Source organism: Streptomyces sp. NPDC111507, assembly GCF_055638955.1.
In genome coordinates this window covers 1-17,263 of sequence record NZ_JBVKBU010000039.1, presented here as the reverse complement: position 1 = coordinate 17,263, position 17,263 = coordinate 1, and the positions used below count along the sequence as shown (strand labels likewise).

At 68.5% G+C, this 17,263-nt stretch carries 20 protein-coding genes; 9 read left to right on the top strand and 11 right to left on the bottom strand.

Annotated elements, in window-relative coordinates; translation table 11 throughout:
* A partial coding sequence (locus tag ACZ7M2_RS51990; RefSeq protein ID WP_471601300.1) for a RapZ C-terminal domain-containing protein occupies positions 1 to 243 on the top strand: 243 nt, incomplete at its 5' end.
* A 301-nt stretch (positions 244 to 544) separates the two neighbouring features.
* Here ACZ7M2_RS51990 and ACZ7M2_RS51985 read toward each other — a convergent pair.
* Positions 545 to 934 carry a hypothetical protein gene (locus ACZ7M2_RS51985; protein ID WP_471601299.1) on the bottom strand — a complete coding sequence of 130 codons (390 nt, stop codon included), beginning with the start codon at positions 932 to 934 and terminating at the stop codon, positions 545 to 547.
* A gap of 448 nt (positions 935 to 1,382) precedes the next feature.
* Between ACZ7M2_RS51985 and ACZ7M2_RS51980 the strand changes: the two genes are divergently transcribed.
* The 5 genes from ACZ7M2_RS51980 (at position 1,383) to ACZ7M2_RS51960 (ending at position 3,618) form a co-directional block, all read left to right on the top strand.
* Positions 1,383 to 2,054: a hypothetical protein gene (locus tag ACZ7M2_RS51980; RefSeq protein WP_471601298.1), complete on the top strand. Its 672-nt coding sequence runs from the start codon at positions 1,383 to 1,385 to the stop codon at positions 2,052 to 2,054.
* Positions 2,051 to 2,200, top strand: a complete 150-nt coding sequence (locus ACZ7M2_RS51975; protein WP_471601297.1) for a hypothetical protein — start codon at positions 2,051 to 2,053, stop codon at positions 2,198 to 2,200. Before ACZ7M2_RS51980 ends, ACZ7M2_RS51975 begins: the two co-directional genes overlap by 4 nt.
* A gap of 202 nt (positions 2,201 to 2,402) precedes the next feature.
* The gene (locus ACZ7M2_RS51970; protein WP_471601296.1) at positions 2,403 to 2,618 is read left to right on the top strand and encodes a hypothetical protein; all 216 of its coding nucleotides are present in this window, start codon (positions 2,403 to 2,405) and stop codon (positions 2,616 to 2,618) included.
* A gap of 70 nt (positions 2,619 to 2,688) precedes the next feature.
* Positions 2,689 to 3,435: a hypothetical protein gene (locus tag ACZ7M2_RS51965; protein ID WP_471601295.1), complete on the top strand. Its 747-nt coding sequence runs from the start codon at positions 2,689 to 2,691 to the stop codon at positions 3,433 to 3,435.
* A gap of 39 nt (positions 3,436 to 3,474) precedes the next feature.
* On the top strand, positions 3,475 to 3,618 hold the full coding sequence (locus ACZ7M2_RS51960) for a hypothetical protein (RefSeq protein WP_471601294.1): 144 nt from the start codon (positions 3,475 to 3,477) through the stop codon (positions 3,616 to 3,618).
* Between the two features lie 81 nt (positions 3,619 to 3,699).
* Here the strand turns inward: ACZ7M2_RS51960 and ACZ7M2_RS51955 are convergent, their stop codons facing one another.
* Positions 3,700 to 4,242, bottom strand: coding sequence for a hypothetical protein (locus ACZ7M2_RS51955; protein WP_471601293.1), 543 nt, complete (start codon positions 4,240 to 4,242; stop codon positions 3,700 to 3,702).
* Between ACZ7M2_RS51955 and ACZ7M2_RS51950 the strand changes: the two genes are divergently transcribed.
* A complete protein-coding gene (locus ACZ7M2_RS51950; protein ID WP_471601292.1) occupies positions 4,231 to 5,133 on the top strand; it encodes an Lsr2 family DNA-binding protein in 903 nt (300 codons plus the stop codon). The genes ACZ7M2_RS51955 and ACZ7M2_RS51950 overlap by 12 nt on opposite strands.
* A gap of 387 nt (positions 5,134 to 5,520) precedes the next feature.
* On the opposite strand, the gene ACZ7M2_RS51945 is transcribed toward ACZ7M2_RS51950, so the two are convergent.
* Positions 5,521 to 6,804, bottom strand: a complete 1,284-nt coding sequence (locus ACZ7M2_RS51945) for a hypothetical protein (RefSeq protein ID WP_471601291.1) — start codon at positions 6,802 to 6,804, stop codon at positions 5,521 to 5,523.
* A gap of 125 nt (positions 6,805 to 6,929) precedes the next feature.
* Here ACZ7M2_RS51945 and ACZ7M2_RS51940 point away from each other — a divergent pair, with 125 nt between their 5' ends.
* Together ACZ7M2_RS51940 and ACZ7M2_RS51935 are read left to right on the top strand one after the other, a co-directional pair.
* On the top strand, positions 6,930 to 7,088 hold the full coding sequence (locus ACZ7M2_RS51940) for a hypothetical protein (protein WP_352052582.1): 159 nt from the start codon (positions 6,930 to 6,932) through the stop codon (positions 7,086 to 7,088).
* Complete coding sequence (locus ACZ7M2_RS51935) at positions 7,088 to 7,807, top strand: CdaR family protein (RefSeq protein ID WP_471601290.1); 720 nt, start codon at positions 7,088 to 7,090, stop codon at positions 7,805 to 7,807. Before ACZ7M2_RS51940 ends, ACZ7M2_RS51935 begins: the two co-directional genes overlap by 1 nt.
* On the opposite strand, the gene ACZ7M2_RS51930 is transcribed toward ACZ7M2_RS51935, so the two are convergent.
* The 8 genes from ACZ7M2_RS51930 to kdpF all read right to left on the bottom strand — a co-directional run bounded on the left by ACZ7M2_RS51930 (position 7,699) and on the right by kdpF (position 16,846).
* The gene (locus ACZ7M2_RS51930) at positions 7,699 to 8,169 is read right to left on the bottom strand and encodes a hypothetical protein (RefSeq protein WP_471601289.1); all 471 of its coding nucleotides are present in this window, start codon (positions 8,167 to 8,169) and stop codon (positions 7,699 to 7,701) included. The genes ACZ7M2_RS51935 and ACZ7M2_RS51930 overlap by 109 nt on opposite strands.
* Before the next feature lie 233 nt (positions 8,170 to 8,402).
* On the bottom strand, positions 8,403 to 8,798 hold the full coding sequence (locus ACZ7M2_RS51925; protein ID WP_471601288.1) for a toll/interleukin-1 receptor domain-containing protein: 396 nt from the start codon (positions 8,796 to 8,798) through the stop codon (positions 8,403 to 8,405).
* Between the two features lie 51 nt (positions 8,799 to 8,849).
* Positions 8,850 to 11,438 carry a DUF4118 domain-containing protein gene (locus tag ACZ7M2_RS51920; RefSeq protein WP_471601287.1) on the bottom strand — a complete coding sequence of 863 codons (2,589 nt, stop codon included), beginning with the start codon at positions 11,436 to 11,438 and terminating at the stop codon, positions 8,850 to 8,852.
* Between the two features lie 34 nt (positions 11,439 to 11,472).
* Complete coding sequence (locus tag ACZ7M2_RS51915; RefSeq protein WP_352052186.1) at positions 11,473 to 12,156, bottom strand: response regulator; 684 nt, start codon at positions 12,154 to 12,156, stop codon at positions 11,473 to 11,475.
* Positions 12,157 to 12,278: 122 nt separating this feature from the next.
* Positions 12,279 to 12,947, bottom strand: coding sequence for a potassium-transporting ATPase subunit C (locus ACZ7M2_RS51910; protein ID WP_471601286.1), 669 nt, complete (start codon positions 12,945 to 12,947; stop codon positions 12,279 to 12,281).
* Positions 12,948 to 12,952: 5 nt separating this feature from the next.
* On the bottom strand, positions 12,953 to 15,049 hold the full coding sequence (gene kdpB / locus ACZ7M2_RS51905; RefSeq protein WP_471601285.1) for a potassium-transporting ATPase subunit KdpB: 2,097 nt from the start codon (positions 15,047 to 15,049) through the stop codon (positions 12,953 to 12,955).
* 35 nt (positions 15,050 to 15,084) lie between these two features.
* Positions 15,085 to 16,749 carry a potassium-transporting ATPase subunit KdpA gene (gene kdpA / locus ACZ7M2_RS51900; RefSeq protein ID WP_471601284.1) on the bottom strand — a complete coding sequence of 555 codons (1,665 nt, stop codon included), beginning with the start codon at positions 16,747 to 16,749 and terminating at the stop codon, positions 15,085 to 15,087.
* Between the two features lie 7 nt (positions 16,750 to 16,756).
* Complete coding sequence (kdpF, locus tag ACZ7M2_RS51895) at positions 16,757 to 16,846, bottom strand: K(+)-transporting ATPase subunit F (RefSeq protein ID WP_016434100.1); 90 nt, start codon at positions 16,844 to 16,846, stop codon at positions 16,757 to 16,759.
* Between the last annotated feature and the right edge of the window lie 417 nt (positions 16,847 to 17,263).

The window sequence follows — 17,263 nt, the reverse complement described above, 5'->3', positions numbered from 1 at the left end:
CGGCTCCGCGACCCCGCGGCAGCCCGCGACATCCTCGACCTGGACGGCCTCGATCCCCGCGTCCAGGACGTCGTCCTGAACACTCCCGGCGCCCGGGAACTCATCGCCAACCTCGCCGACTACGCCGGCCTGCCCGCCGGTCCCCGCCGCATCGCGATCGGTTGCGCAGGCGGACGTCACAGAGTTGTTGACCGGACTAGCGGGCGACACGCCGGGTGCGAGTGCATCCCCCGCATGGCCTAGTCGGTAGACGTTGCGCATCCGAACGATGAAGGAGCGCAACAGAGTTGACTGCAGCATCTCGTGACATCCAGTTGATCACCCTGCCGCGCTGGGGGCGGGTGTGACCTGGAGCCACAACCCACTCCGACGAGCAACCGAAAACCCCCGGAACCGTAGAACCCGGCGCTCACCCGACGCGACAGTCAGGCCCTCAACATCCCCAGAATTCGCCCGAACCGGCGGACCGTCACGAAAGATCGAGGCTAGGGCTGGGGTCTTATGGCTTACCGATCCCCGCCCTAGCCTGGTGTGCTCGGCGTGATCAGCACTCAGAGATTTTGGGGTCCCGGTTGACGCTATGGGCGTTGTTGTCGGCGTACCCGGCGAAGACGTACGCGGTGGGGATGCTCACCCACCCCTGGCCTTCGTTGTAGTCCACGTCGTGCACCTGGTACCAGGTGTTGCCCCAGTTGCCGATCTGCTGGCCGCGGGTCCAGCAGTGGACCCAGAGCCTGCCGCCCGGAGGAACGTCGCCGTTTATGATCTTGCCGTGCGTGGTGTCGGGGGCGATGTAAAGGCCGACCCAGTTGCTGGTGGTGAGCGGGACGGTATCGTCGGCGGAGGCGGTCCCCGTCATCACGGTGAGCGCGCCGACGCTCAGCGCCGCGGCGGTGGCGACCATCGCCACCCGGCGTCCGAACATGAAGCTCATGAAGTGTTCCCCCTGAGATCGGCCCCGGAGCCCATAGTCCTGGCAACCGGAAGCTGTGCGGCGCCGTCCCGCTGACAGGCGCTCGCGATGCGGGTGAAGCTACCGGTGCGGATCCTTCATCCGTCCTATATCCGTCCTTCCGCCAGGTCAACGCGGGGCGGTAAGGCCGACTCCTCGCAGATGCATCAACCCGGTCACTGCCCACCTGGAGAACCCGGCGTGCGAGACCCTGCCCAACACCGTGGCGGAGGCCCTCGTCCTGGCAGCTGCCCACAGGCGCCTCGGTAGTCCGGTAAAGGGCAAGCGGCCTCACCGAAATCCTTGCCCGCGCACTCCGCGACCGAGGCCGAGAGGTCGAAGTCGAGCACCTCCACGTCCACTTGCCGCGCGTGCTCAAGACACCCGCCAACGACACCCCCCACCCCAGCCCCACGCAGGAGGCCACCCGATGAATCGCCGTATCTTCCTCCGATGCGGCCACGCGCCCGGCGCCCTCAGCCCCGAGGACCAGGCCGCCGTCGACCAATTCAGCGCGCTGCTCGCCGCCCTGCGCGACCCCGAGCACTGGACCCCCGGGCAGTGCCAGGACCTCGCCGTCCGGGTCGGCCCGCTCGTAGAGCGTGCCCACCCGCGCACCGGCGACGACCACGGACCCGACATCATCGCCGTCGCCCTGCAACACCCCGGCGGCTCGTACACGCCCTACGGCGCCCGCTACCGGAAGCTGGGCTGGCTGCGCTGCGAGACGGACAAGATCCTCGGTGCGTGGAAGCCGGCCTACGAGCCGCTCACCCACGCCGCAGCGGGCCTGGACCTCCCCGACGACGTCGGCATGGCCCCGGCCAACTACGGCGTCCACGTCGAAGCACGCCGCAGCGACGGCACCGGGTACACACTGCTCCGCCTCGGCCCCTACTTCCAGACCTGGCTCGCCGGCCACGACGCCGACCGCCTCAACACCGAACTGGCGGGCAAGACGGCCACCGCCGTCCCCGGGTTCACGGCCACCGCGAAGGCCGCGCCGTTCGACGTCAGCGACCACGAGAGCTACGCCGACCCGTACGCGGCCGACGCCACTGTGCTCCTGGCGGCCGCCATCGCCCGAGAGGTGCCGGCGTGACCACGGCCCTGTATGAGATCGAGACCAGCGAGGCCGACGACGGCACGACGGTCCCCGCCGAAGGCATCTGGACCCCCGAGGGCAAGGACGCGGCCGACAACGGGTTCGTCGTCTACAGCGGTCCGCCTGGTCGAACTGACCACTGACAGGTTCGAACGCACTGGGGACGACGCCTACCTCACCATCGAACGCAACCCCGTCCTCCTGCCGCCCAAACTGGCACTGCTCATCGAGCATCAGATCGCACGACCGACGGTCCGCTCCATGCTCCGCCCGCCACAGGACAGCCGCCCTATCTACTTGCTTCCGGGCGTGCCAGCTCACCGCCCGATCACGGCGCAGAGAATCGTGAACAAGCTCCGGAAGCACGGCCTGGAAGTCATCAGCGCCCGCAACACCGCCATGCTCGAAGCCGTGGCCGACCTGCCTCCCATCGTGATCAGTGACCTCTTCGGCGTCAGCGCAGGCAGCGCCCACAGGTGGGCTCGGTTCGCCCAGGACAGCTGGACCGACTACCTCGCTGCCTGCACGAATGACAACGCGAAGCCGTCGGAGAGATCTTGAAGGACCAGTGACGGGACCATCCGCGAGAAATGCTGCGACACCTCGATGTGGCAGGCCCGACAATCGTTCGATGACTGCCAAGAAGCGTTGCCTCACCCTCCACATTGTCGTTCCTGATCTTCCGCAGAGGGGCGCAAGCGTGGAGGTCCGACCGCTGGTCGACAATGAGGACATCTTGGCTGAGGTATTCACAGAAGAGCCGGGCGAAGATCCCAAGTACCTCTTGCTGCCAAACGGCCCTCTCACGGCTGGTCCTGAGCCGCACGAGGTGCGGCTGGCCGAGGCAACGTGCACCGAAGGGTGCTGCGGCGCTCTCTACGTGACCATCCGGCGCGACGGCGACCACGTGATCTGGAGCGCGTGGCGCAACCCCGACGAGGACAACGTTGACCTGCCTGAGTTCTGGTTCGATGCTCAGGAGTACCAGACAGAGGTAGAGCGAGCCGTTGCGGACCGCAGCTGGGAGTGGCCAGCACGCGCCGTTGCCCGGCTGCTGGAGCTGGACCTCAGAGAGCGCGCCGGCTGGCTTGCACGATGGGAATGTGAACTCGGCGGTGTGTCCGCCTGGCTTTGGGAGCCCGACCAGATCAACCTCTTCCTCTTCCATCCGGGCCGCTCGGCCATCTGGGAAGACCGCCCATGGCTGCAGTTCCAGATGGTGCTTGACGTCTCCAATGACGACCCTGAAAGTCAGGCCGAGAGACTTGCTGAGCAACTCGTGGCGGGTGACCCACGTCAGACAGCCGAGGTCTGCGGCGGATCTCCGGAGTACGCCAGACAGCTTGGTTACCCGTGGCCGCAGCGGCGGAGGACCTGAACGCGAGGAACACCGCACCCCGACAGGAACAGTGCAGGGTTGGAACACTGCCTCTTCACCAGTCCGCCCACCGAGCCCGGCGCCGTCCCGATCACCGCCATGCGGCACCCCGCCGCTCCGGCGACAGCCGCTGGCATCCCCAGCCCCGACCACGACGCGGCACCCGCGACCTGGGCGGCCTGACACGCACGACCGACACGGCAAAGGCCCGTGCTCCCTGCGAACGCAGCAGGGAGCACGGGCCTTTTGTGTTTTCGCCCGCTGTCAGGCCGGCTGCTGCTCCTGCTGGCTCAGTTCGAGCAGCAGTTCGCGGTACTCCGCAGGGTGCTGGTCGCGCAGGACGGTCATCCACACGCGTGCGCCTTGGACGAAGTCGGCGGAGGCCATTTTGACGTGCAGGTGTTGGACGATGAGGGTGGCGTCGTCGTACGGCAACCGCCTCGGCTGGCCCCCGTCACCCTGCTCCGAGCTGCCTGCTTCGGCGTCAGAGGGGGCTGCTGGAGTCGCGCCTTCGACGGGGGTATTAACGGCGTTAACGGTGGGGGCGTTGCTTCCCGTCTCCGCGGGCGGCTTGCCCCGACGCTGGCGCGGGGGCTTAACGGCGTTATTAGTCTTCTGCGCCTCTGCCGCCTGTTGTTCCTTGGGGAGTCGGCCGATGCGGCGGGCGGGCTCCACCTTCAACTCGCCCGTCTCCATCTTCTCCTGAAGATCCGGAGTGAGCTCCAGCAATGCCAGACGCTGAGATACCCACGCCGGTGTCTTCCCCAGCCGCTTGGCGACCTGCCCTTGGGAACCGTGGACCTTCACGAGCTCCTGGATTGCCCTCACTCAGCGGCCCGCATAGGAGAACGGCGTGTTCAACGACTGGCGGCAGGCCCTCGAAGCCGAATCGCTCCCGCTCAACCCCAGCCCCTGCAGGAGATCGCCGCCGCGAGCCGCGTCACCGCACGAAGCGCCTGCGACAAGGGCGACCTCGCCGAACTCCTGGACGCCCTCGCGGCACCCACCGACGAAGACACCCTCACCACGCTCCTCCCGCTCCTGCCCTCCCCCGACACCACCGAGACCGGAGACGACACGATGACGGCCAACGCCTTCACTGCCACCGCCGCTTCCATGCTCAACAACGGCGACAGCCCCGACCACGTCCGCGACACCCTCGGACTGTCGGAGAGCGAACTCGCCGAAGCCCTCCACTACACCGGCCAGCAGGCACCGGACGACGACACCCCCACCCCGGCCGCCGACGCCGACACCCCTGAGGCGGCCGGTCCCGAGCTCGACGGCGCGGCGGGCAGTGACGGGATCGAAGCTCTGCTGTCCTGGGCGAAGATCCACCCGGCCGCCGGGATCCGCCACAAGGCCGCCCGCATCCGCAGCGACTTCTACGAGCTGACCGTGCGATGTGCCGCCGACGACGCCCAGCGGGAGGCCGAAGAACGCGCTGCCAAACTCAAGGCGGAGCTGGAGCAGGCGCAGGAGACGCTGCGTGTGGTGAAAGCCGGCGGCCGCCCCGTAGCCCCCACCGTCACTCCCGTACCGAACGGCACCAAGCGCAGCAAGGAGCAGTTGGCCGCGATCCGGACGTGGACGCGCGCCCACGGCCACCAGGTCGCCGGCGCCGGGATGATCCGGAAGTCGGTGGTAGACGCCTACGACGCCGCGCACCGCACCATCACCCTGACGGAGGTGAGCTGATGGACGCCAAGCCCCTCACCGTCTACGGTTTCCTCGACGCCGTCCCCATACCTGGCGACGCGCCGTACACCGTCCGGTTCCAGCTGGTCGTCTCGCCCACCGACGGCGTCACGGACGACGTGGTGTGGTCCTGCACCACCGGCAACCCCCGGATCGCGCACGTGCTGCTCACCGAGATCCAGCCCGGCGACCTGGTGCGGGTCTCCGGCGTCATCACCCAGCCCGACAGCGCGGCGGAGTCCGTCCGGCTCGCCGTCGATGCCCTGGAGGTTCTCGCCACCGCACCGGCGCGGGCTATTGGTAACTCCGGTTATTGGACGTTGCGGAATAGGCACGATGGTCTTCCTTGGCCTGGCGCGACTGTCCTTGCTTACGGTCTGACTGGCGTTAGCCCGCCTCCCCCAGGTAGCTCAGGGCTTCGCGGAAGTCATCGAGGGCGGGACCGAACTCGCGAGCGGCGGTGTGGAAGGTCGATCGGTCTGTGAGGATCTGGGCCAGTACTGGGGCTCCGCATCTTGGATGGTGCTGGACCAGCCGGCGAGCCAGGCCCACCCCGTCATCGAACAGGGAGCGCACTTGCTCCACGAACAGATGGGTGCGGTGCTCCCAGTAGACAGCGGAGCGGACGGTAAGTACCCGGTGCAGCCGGACCAATTCGGCCAGGTGTCGCTCCGGATCTTCGGCGGCTCGCGCAGCAAGGGCGTCCACCGCTTCGCGCAGAGTGGTGCGGCTGTCGAAGTAGCGTCGTCTGGCATCAGGGGACCACTGCAGAGGCGTAGTTCCCGAAGGCGGACGCGGCCCGCTAGCCGTCGGTGGCTCACTGAAGGCGCCGGAGCAGGACAGCAGAACCGCCCAGTAGGACGCCTGATAGCCGCTCCAGGACTTGCGCTCACCGGTGGCGGCCAGCTCCGTCAGCAAGCCGAGCGCCTCTTGCCGTACGATTGCTGCCCGTTCGCCTCGGCCACAGGTGTCGAGCATCTGCGCGTACCCGATCAGCGAGTAGAGGTGGCAGGCCATCGGGCCGCGGTCGTTCGCGGCCTCGACCGCTTCCATGCTGACGAGTGTCCCGAAGGCGGCGAGTGCTTCGCCAGACCGGCCTGCGTCATCGAGTGCGGCGATCCACTGCAGGAGTGACCAGCCGAGACTCCCACCGTCGGGCCCGTTGGGCAGGATCGCCGCGACCCATTCGGTCAGGGCATCGGCAGCCTCGGCATACCGGCCTTCCTCGGAGAGACCGGCAGCCCAGTCACGCAGCCCCTGGACCGCGGGGCCTCCGGACAGTTCGGCCTGCGCACGGCCGATGGAGAGCATCTCGGCGCGCATGGCGAGCCCTTCGGCGCGTCGGCCGAGCGTGTACAGCTCTCTCTGGCACGTGTCGAGTGCCTCGTACAGAAGATCCGCACGGGCAGGTTCGGCCGGATCGATGTCCCGCGCCGCGGCCACTGCCTCCTCGCGCAGCGCGAGACAGGACGCATGCTGTTGGCCGGAGCTGGAGTCGTAACTCAGGCGCTGCAATGCCTTGACCAGGCGGGGCAGGTAGGAGGCGGGACTGACCTGGGCGAGCACCCGGTATGCGTCGACTTCCTCGCGTGGAGTGCGGCGTCCTGACGCAAGCAGTATGTTCCGCGCCCGCATGATGTCGTCCTGATCCACTTTTCCCGAGTGATTCATGACGGAGATTCTGGGCGTCTCGGAGAAGGCCGAACAACCCTGGTGACCTGTGCCGTTCGTCCTACAGAAACAGCCTCTGACCTGTCATGATGGGTGTGTCGTAACCTCCCCCCAGACTGCGGGAGATGGTCCTCGACAGGTACGGCGACTACGTCGTGGTCTTCGACACCGACGCCGTCCCCGTCGTCACCGCCCTCGGGCAGTGGGTTGGCATGGCTGAGAGTCCCGACACCATCAGCACGCTGATCGAGATCCACGAGCGCGTCAACGGCGGCGAAGCGTGATGCCCACGACCACCACCCGGACCCGCACCGCCGCCGTCGTGTGGAGCGAGGAACCGTCCCCCGAACCGGGCCACCTCGAGCGTGCGACCGAGGCTCTGGCGCAGACGGCCGGAGTGCAGCAACCGCTCACCGTGATCGTCGGCGCTGCCACTTCGTGGGTGTGGCTGCCCGGACCCGCCGCACCCGACACCGGCCTGCTCAGCCAGCTCCTCGACCCGCTGCCGGGCGTCCGCATCGCCGTGGGCCCGCCCGCCGGGGGCAGAGACGGCTTCCGGCGCAGCCACCTCGCCGCGCTGACCACCCAGCGCATGCTCGCCAGGCTCCGTTCACCGCGTCGCGTCGCCGGTTTCGACGACGTCCAGCTCAGCAGCCTGATCAGCCAGGACATCGAACAGGCCGACGACTTCGTCAAGACCACCCCTCTACACCCACCGCAACACCCTGCTCCGGCAGCTCGACCGAGCCGGCCAACTGCTCCCGAAGCCACTCGAGGACAACACCGTCAAGGTCGCCGTCGCCCTCGATCTGCTCCAGTGGCGTGGCAGCGACTGAGGACCACGGGCCGGGATCGTGGGCAGCCGGACGACGACGTCACCCCACTCCGGTGCGTTCAGACGGCGTGCAGGAAGAGTTGCGGCGACCACGCCGTGCAGGTGCCGGGACCCGGGCCGTCGATCGTTCTGGCGCAGGCCCGCACCTTGAAATTCCAGTCGCCGTGAGCGGGCGCGCGGAGCGTCGCGACCCTGTTCGGCCCCATCTGCATCTGCCAGCTGAACCAGCCGAGCTGTGACGGATAGGTGTAGCGGATGTCGTAGTAGGCGTAACGGGGGCTGGAAAAGCCGCCGTAGTACACCTTGAGCGTGTTGGTGCAGCCGTCGAAGCGGGCGCCGACGTACGGGCTGCCCGTATGCCGGTACCGATTCGGGGCACCTCCGATGTTGGTGCCGCCGGCGGGCGGGAATGCGTCACGGTACGTGCACAGGGTCGCCGGAGCAGAGGCCCGGGCCGCCTGTGCCTCGGCCGCGGTCCCCACGCCCCCCGCAGAAGCGACGGAGACCAGGAGGACTGCGGCAGTAGTCATAGTAGTGAGCGGATGCCTCATCGCCCTTACCTCCAGCGAGATATGCCGCCAGTACCACCATGCGCCTCCGCCTCACCCGTCGCATCCGGGCGGAGGGATGCGTGACTGCTGGTCCGAGCTTGGTCGTGTTCCGCTGGGGAGATCCTGGCGGATGCGGCAGGGCACCATGGCTGTGACGATCTGCCGCCGGACCGCGCCGGCCCCATCGAGCAGCGCGACGACCACGGGCGGGTTCACGGGCAGGGACGTCGGCAACCACACATCCTCGGCGGGGTCGAACTCGCGGGACGCTGCGCCCGCATGACCGCCGACGCGATGGCTTCGTACAACTGCCGATCCGGCCGTCGCGCACGGCCCGTACGGCCTCGTCCCGGGACAGGTGACGCACCTGGAGATCCGCTTCCCCGGCCGGGACACCCGCCGGCGCGTCGCGGAACCGGGCCATCCGCGGGCGGGTCCGCAGCACGGTGAGCAGCGCCCGTCCGGCCTCGACCGTCGGCTGCCTCGCGCCACTTGGCCGACGGCAGGATGTCGGTCAGGTCGATCCAGGCGGTGAACCCCTTGTCGGCGAGTTGTTCCTTGAGCCGTTGGACGTCCTCACGGTCCTGGCGCGAAGAGCAGAGGAACACATGCTCTCCGGGATCGGCCGCGGGGCCAACTCGCCTGAGCAGACGCACACTTCAGCATGTCGGTCCGGAGCGGACATCGGCGGCCCGAGGAGGAGACACTCGCTCATGAGCGTATGCGGGCACGGCCGTCGTACCTTTGCCGGCCGCGGCCGGGAGACCGAGGACCATGGTGAGTCCGCCGCCCGGTGTGTCCTCGGCGTTCAGTGTGCCGCCCATCGCCTCGGCGAAGCCGCGGGCGACCGCGAGGCCGAGGCCGACGCCCGCGCCGCGGGGAGCGTCGCCGTAGCGCTGGAAGGGCGCGAAGATGCGGTCCTTGGCCTCGTCGGGGACTCCCGGGCCGCGGTCCACCACCCGTACCTCCACCCGGTCGGCCATGGCACTCGCCGCGACCAGGACCGGTGCTCGGGCCGGGCTGTACTTCACCGCGTTCTCCACGAGGTTGGCGACCGCGCGTTCCAGCAGACCGGGATCGACGACGACCATGGGCAGCGTCTCGGGGATGTCCAGTTCCACGCTGTCCTCCGGTACGCCGCCCAGCGCCATCGGGACCACCTCGTCGAGGTCGATCTCGCGGATCAGCGGGGTGACCGTGCCGGTCTGCAGGCGGGACATGTCGAGCAGGTTGCCCACGAGGTGGTCGAGCCGGTCGGCGCCCTCCTCGATGCCCTCCAGCAACTCGGCCCGGTCCTCCTCCGACCACGCCACGTCGTCCGACCGCAGCGAGGACACGGCGGCCTTGATCCCGGCCAGCGGGGTCCGCAGGTCGTGGCTCACGGCGGCGAGCAGCGCGGTGCGGATGCGGTTGCCCTCGGCCAGCTCCTTGGCCTGGTCGGCCTCGTGCTGGAGGCGCTGGCGGTCCAGGACCACCGCGGCCTGAGCGGCGAACGCGGCGAGCACCCTGCGGTCCTCCGCCGGCAGGACCCGTCCGGACAGCGCGAGCGCCATCCGGTCCCCCACCGGCATGTCCACGTCCGCGTCCTCCGGCCGCTCCAACGTTCTCCCCGTGCCCACCCGGCCCGCGCAGGTCCACGGCGTCACGTCGCTCTCCCGCTCCAGGAGCGCGACCGACTCCATGCCGAAGGTCTCCCGGACCCGTTCCAGGAGGGCCTCCAGGCTGGTCTCGCCGCGCAGCACGCTGCCCGCGAGGAAGGAGAGGATCTCCGACTCGGCGCGCAGCCGGGCCGCCTGGTGCGTACGCCGGGCCGCCAGGTCCACCACCGACGCCACCGACACCGCGACCCCGACGAAGATCGCGATGGCGACGATGTTCTTCGGGTCGGCGATCGTCAGGGTGTGGACGGGCGGGGTGAAGAACCAGTTCAGCAGCAGGGAGCCGACCAACGCCGAGGCCAGGGCGGGATACAGCCCGCCCAGCAGGGCTGCGGCCACCGTCAGCGCCAGGTACAGCAACATGTCGTTGGCCAGGCCGACTTCGGGCGCGACGCCGGTCAGCAGCAGCGTGAGCAGCGCCGGCCCGGCCACGCCGGTCAACCAGCCCCAGACGACCCGAAGGCGGCCGAGCCGTGCGCTCCGGGCCACCGGCAGTCCGCGCCCCTTGCCCGCCTCGCCGTGCGTGATCAGGTGGACGTCGAGGTCGGGACCCGAGTCGCGGGCCACCGTCGCCCCGACGCCCGGCCCGAAGACGTACTGCCAGGTCTTGCGCCGGGACACCCCGAGGACGATCTGGGTGGCGTTCACCCCGCGCGCGAAGTCGAGCAGCGCGACCGGTATGTCGTCCCCGACGACGTGGTGGAAGGTGCCGCCCAGGTCCTCCACCAGCGTGCGCTGGACCGCCAGTTCCTTCGGTGACGCGGAGGTCAGTCCGTCGCTGCGGGCTATGTAGACGGCCATGACCTCGCCGCCCGCGCCCTTCTCCGCGAGCCGCGCGGCCCGGCGGATCAGTGTGCGCCCCTCGGGACCGCCGGTCAGCCCGACCACGATCCGCTCCCGCGAACCCCAGATCTTCGAGACCCGGTGCTCACTGCGGTACTCGGTCAGGTACTCGTCGACCCGGTCGGCCACCCACAGCAGGGCGAGCTCACGCAGCGCGGTCAGATTGCCGGGCCGGAAGTAGTTGGACAGGGCCGCGTCGACCTTGTCCGGCTTGTAGATGTTGCCGTGCGCCATACGGCGGCGCAGCGCGGGCGGTGACATGTCGACCAGTTCGATCTGGTCGGCCCGGCGTACGACCTCGTCCGGGACGGTCTCCTGCTGCCGGATGCCGGTGATGGACTCGACGATGTCGCCCAGTGACTCCAGGTGCTGGATGTTGACGGTGGAGACGACGTCGATCCCGGCGGCGAGCAGTTCCTCGACGTCCTGCCAGCGCTTGGCGTTGCGGGAGCCGGGGATGTTCGTGTGGGGCAGCTCGTCGACCAGGGCCACCTGGGGGCGGCGGGCCAGCACCGCATCGATGTCCATCTCGCCGAACGTGGTGCCGCGGTACTCCAACTCCTTGCGGGGCACCTGCTCCAGGCCGTGCAGCATCACCTCGGTGCGCGGCCGGTCGTGGTGCTCCACGAAGGCGACGACGCAGTCGGTGCCCCGCTCGACCCGGCGGTGCGCCTCGGAGAGCATCGCGTACGTCTTGCCGACCCCCGGTGCCGCACCGAGGTAGATCCGAAGCTTGCCGCGTGCCATCTTCTCTTCTCTTCGTCGGTTTCGTACGCACGCTTCAGCTCTCGAAGCGGTATCCCATGCCCGGCTCGGTGATCAGATAGCGGGGGTGGGCGGGGTCCGCTTCCAGTTTGCGGCGGAGCTGAGCCATGTAGACCCGCAGGTAGTTGGTCTTATTGCTCTGGTTGACTCCCCACACCTCCGCCAGCAGGTGCTTCTGTGTGATGAGCCGGCCGGGGTTGGTGATCAGGATCTCCAGCAGATGCCACTCGGTGGGTGTGAGGCGTACGTCGTGCCCCGCGCGGGTGGCCTTCTTGGCGAGCAGGTCGATGGTGAAGCCGTCCGTCATGACGAGCGTCGTCTCGGGGGTCAGCGGAACGTCGTCCGTGCGGCGGACGGCGGCGCGCAGCCGGGCGAGGAGTTCGTCCATGCTGAACGGTTTGGTGATGTAGTCGTCGGCGCCCGCGTCCAGCGCCGCGACCTTCTCGTCGGAGGCCCGGCGGGCGGACAGGACGAGGATCGGTACGCGGGTCCAGCCGCGCAGGGCCCTGATGACGTCCGTGCCGTCCATGTCGGGCAGGCCGAGGTCGAGCAGGACCACGTCGGGCTGCCGGGCGGCGGCGATGCGCAGGGCAGTGGTGCCGTCGGGGGCCGGGTCCACTCCGTACCTGCGGGCCTGCAGGTTGATCACGAGGGCCCGGACGAGCTGAGGGTCGTCCTCCACCACCAGTACCCGGGTCATCGGTGTGCGCCTTTCCTGTTGTACGGCGGGCCGGAACCCGCGGAACCGGCTTCGTGAACGCGGGAGTTGACGAACCGGTTCGTTCCCCGTCCGCCAACTCCCGCGCGGTGCGCCTCAGCCCATCAGCTCTTCGCCACAAGTCCCTTGAGCGCGATGTTGAGCTCCAGCACGTTGACGCGGGGCTCGCCCATGAAGCCGAGGGTGCGGCCGTCGGTGTGCTCGTCGACCAGCTTCTGCACCTGGGCGACGGACAGGCCGTTCTTCTCCGCGATCCGGTGCACCTGGATGTCGGCGTACTTCGGGGAGATGTCCGGGTCCAGGCCCGAGCCGGACGAGGTGACCGCGTCGGCGGGCACGTCGGACGGCTTGACCGTGTAGCCGTTCACCGAGTTGTCCTTGATGACGGCCGCCTTGGCGTCCTTGACCCACTTGATCAGGTCGGCGTTGTCACCGGAACGGTTGGTGGCGCCCGACAGGATCAGCTTGTACTGGGTGTTGACGCTGTTGGCGCCCAACCCGTTCGCGGGGCGGCCCTGGAACCACTTCAGGTCGGCATCCGGTGTCTCCTGGCCCTTCTTCAGCGGCAGGTTGTAGGACTGGCCGATCAGCGAGGAGCCGACGACCTTGCCGTTCGCCTTGATCTCCGAGCCGTTCGCCTGATCGGAGAACAGGCCCTGGGCGACGCCGGTGATGGCCAGCGGATACAGCACACCGCAGATGACGGTCAGGACCAGCAGGGCCCGCAGGCCCGCCCAGAGCAACCGGGCGGTGTTGGTAACCGAGTTGTTCATGGGGATCAGCCGATTCCGGGGATGAGGGAGATGAGCAGGTCGATGATCTTGATGCCGATGAAGGGGGCGATCAGGCCGCCGATGCCGTAGATCCCGAGGTTGCGCCGCAGCATCTTGTCGGCGCTCACCGGCCGGTACTGCACACCCCGCAGGGCGAGCGGCACCAGCGCGATGATGATCAGCGCGTTGAAGATGACCGCCGACAGGATCGCCGAGTCGGGCGAGGACAGGTGCATGATGTTCAGCTTGTCCAGGCCCGGGTAGACCGCCGCGAACAGCGCCGGGATGATCGCGAAGTACTTCGCGACGTCGTTGGCGATCGAGAACGTCGTGAGCGCGCCCCGGGTGATGAGGAGCTGCTTGCCGATCTCGACGATCTCGATGAGCTTGGTCGGGTTCGAGTCGAGGTCGACCATGTTGCCGGCCTCCTTGGCGGCCGACGTACCCGTGTTCATCGCCACGCCCACGTCCGCCTGCGCGAGGGCCGGGGCGTCGTTCGTGCCGTCACCGGTCATCGCGACGAGCTTGCCGCCCGCCTGCTCGCGCTTGATGAGCGCCATCTTGTCCTCGGGAGTCGCCTCCGCGAGGAAGTCGTCGACGCCGGCCTCGTCCGCGATCGCCTTGGCCGTCAGCGGGTTGTCACCCGTGATCATGATGGTCTTGATGCCCATCCGGCGCAGCTCGTCGAACCGCTCGCGCATGCCGTCCTTGACGACGTCCTTCAGGTGGATGACTCCGAGGACGCGCGCGCCGTCGGTGTCCTCGACGGCCACCAGCAGCGGCGTGCCGCCCGCTTCGGAGATCCGGTTGGAGAGGGTGTCGGCGTCGGCTGACACCTCGCCGCCCCGCTCCTGGACCCAGGCGATGACCGAACCGGCCGCGCCCTTGCGGATCTTGCGTCCGTCGACGTCCACACCGGACATACGGGTCTGGGCGGTGAAGGCGATCCACTCGGCCCCGGACAGCTCGCCCTGGTGCCGCTCGCGCAGCCCGTACTTCTCCTTCGCCAGTACGACGATGGAGCGGCCCTCGGGCGTCTCGTCGGCCAGCGACGACAGCTGGGCGGCGTCGGCCACCTCGGCCTCGGTGGTGCCGGACACCGGCACGAACTCGGAGGCCTGACGGTTGCCGAGGGTGATGGTGCCGGTCTTGTCGAGCAGCAGCGTGGAGACGTCACCGGCGGCCTCGACCGCGCGGCCGGACATGGCCAGCACGTTGCGCTGGACCAGCCGGTCCATGCCCGCGATGCCGATCGCGGAGAGGAGTGCGCCGATCGTCGTCGGGATCAGGCAGACCAGCAGGGCCACCAGGACGACCATCGTGAGGTGTGTGCCCGCGTAGTTGGCGAACGGCGGCAGCGTCGCCACCGCCAGCAGGAACACGATGGTGAGGGACGCGAGCAGGATGTTCAGCGCGATCTCGTTCGGCGTCTTCTGCCGGGCCGCGCCCTCGACCAGAGCGATCATCCGGTCGATGAAGGTCTCGCCGGGCTTCGTCGTGATCTTGATGACGATCCGGTCGGAGAGCACCTTCGTACCGCCCGTGACGGCGCTGCGGTCGCCGCCGGACTCGCGGATGACCGGGGCCGACTCACCGGTGATGGCCGACTCGTCGACGCTCGCCACACCCTCGACGACGTCACCGTCGCCGGGGATGATGTCGCCCGCCTCGCAGACGACCAGGTCGCCGACGCGCAGTTCGGTGCCGGGCACCTGTTCTTCGACGGAGCCGGTCAGGCGACGGGCCACCGTGTCGGTCTTGGCCTTGCGCAGGGTGTCCGCCTGGGCCTTGCCGCGGCCCTCGGCCACCGCCTCGGCCAGGTTGGCGAAGATCACGGTCAGCCACAGCCAGGCACTGATCGCCCAGCCGAACCAGTCGCCCGGGTCCTTGAAGGAGAAGACCGTCGTCAGGACCGAGCCGACCAGCACCACGAACATGACGGGCGACTTGATCATCACCCGCGGGTCGAGCTTGCGGAAGGCGTCCGGCAGCGACCTCAGCAGCTGCTTCGGGTCGAACAGACCCGCGCCGACCTTTCCTTCGTCCTTGTGACCGGTCGGCACATCGCTGTGCGGCGCCCGGGTCGGAGTGGCTGTGGACATCGAGTCCTCTTCTGAAGGCGAATCTGTGCGAGTGATCATGACGCCAGCCCCTCGGCCAGCGGACCCAGCGCGAGCGCCGGGAAGTAGGTCAGACCGGTGATGATCAGGATGGCGCCCACCAGCAGGCCCACGAAGAGCGGCTTATTGGTGCGCAGGGTGCCCGCGGTCTCCGGAACGGGCCGCTGCTCGGCGAGCGAACCGGCCAGCGCCAGCACGAACACCATCGGCAGGAAACGGCCCAGCAGCATCGCGATGCCGATCGTGCTGTTGAACCACTGCGTGTCCGCGTTCAGACCCGCGAACGCCGAACCGTTGTTGTTGGCACCCGACGTGTACGCGTACAGGATCTCGGAGAAGCCGTGCGCCCCGCTGTTGGTCATGGAGTGGCCCGGAGTGGGCAGGGCCATCGCCGCGGCGGTGAAGACGAGCACCAGCGCCGGGGTGATGAGGATGTAGCAGGCCGCGAACTTCATCTCGCGGGTGCCGATCTTCTTGCCCAGGTACTCGGGGGTGCGGCCGACCATCAGACCGGCGATGAACACCGCGATGACCGCCATGATCAGCATGCCGTAGAGACCGGAGCCGGTACCACCGGGTGCGATCTCACCCAGCTGCATGCCCAGGATGGTGATACCACCGCCGAGGCCGGTGAACGAGGAGTGGAAGGAGTCCACCGCACCCGTCGAGGTCAGCGTGGTCGACACCGCGAAGATCGACGAGGCGCCGACACCGATCCGCTGCTCCTTGCCCTCCATCGCGCCGCCCGCGATCTGGAACGCCGGACCGTGGTGGGCGAACTCGGTCCACATCATCAGGGCGATGAAGCCCAGCCAGATCGTGGCCATCGTGGCGAGGATCGCGTAGCCCTGCTTCAGGCTGCCGACCATGCGGCCGAAGGTGCGGGTCAGCGCGAACGGGATGACCAGCAGCAGGAAGATCTCGAAGAGGTTCGAGAACGGGGTGGGGTTCTCGAAGGGGTGGGCGGAGTTGGCGTTGAAGTAGCCGCCGCCGTTGGTGCCCAGCTCCTTGATCGCCTCCTGCGAGGCGACCGCACCGCCGTTCCACTGCTGCGAGCCGCCCATGAACTGGCCCACGGAGTGGATCCCGGCAAAGTTCTGGATCGCGCCACAGGCGACCAGGATGATCGCGGCGACGACCGAGAGCGGCAGCAGGATACGGATCGTGCCGCGCACCAGGTCGGCCCAGAAGTTGCCCAGCTCACCGGTGCGGGAGCGGGAGAAGCCGCGCACCAGCGCCACGGCGACAGCGATGCCGACCGCGGCCGAGACGAAGTTCTGCACCGCCAGGCCACCGGTCTGCACGACGTGGCCCATGGCCTGCTCGCCGTAGTACGACTGCCAGTTGGTGTTCGACACGAACGACGCGGCGGTGTTGAACGCCTGGTCCGGGTCGATGGCGGAGAAGCCGAGCGAGCCGGGCAGATGGCCCTGCAGACGCTGCAGCAGGTAGAGGAAGAGGACGCCGACCGCGGAGAAGGCTAGGACACCGCGCAGGTACGCGGGCCAGCGCATCTCCGTGTTCGGATTGGCACCGATGCCCTTGTAGATCCACTTCTCCACACGCCAGTGCTTGTCGGAGGAGTAGACCTTGGCCATGTAGTCGCCAAGGGGGACGTAGGCGAGGGCCAGTGCCGCTATGAGCGCGAGCAGCTGGAGCACGCCGGCAAGAACGGGACTCATGGCGCTCTCAGAACCTCTCCGGGAAGATCAGGGCGAGGACGAGATAGCCCAGCAGGGCGACGGCCACGACCAGGCCGACAATGTTCTCGGCGGTCACAGCTTCGTCACCCCCTTGGCGACAAGGGCCACCAGCGCGAACACCGCGATCGTGGTGACGACGAAGGCCAGATCGGCCATCGCGAACTCCTAGATGAGGTTCAGAAATGAAGCGGACGGTTAGAGGTAACCGCCTCTCTGGCCGGATCTGGCCGCCGTTGACACCTCCCATACGGCCGCCGGTCCGCCTTTGACGGAACCCTTACGGGCGACTGCTCAACGTGCGGCAACGGGTCACGCCGTCCGGAGCAGGGCGTCGGAGCAGGGCGTCGGAGCAGGGCGTCGGAGGGGGCGTCAAAGGACTCATTGACTGCTCCCCTCCCTGAAGGGAGGGGATTCCTTCCTTCAGGGCTGAGCGGGGATTCCTGGCTCAGGCTGCCTCTGGGAGCAGCGCTCCCGGTGGTCTTACGCCCTCAAC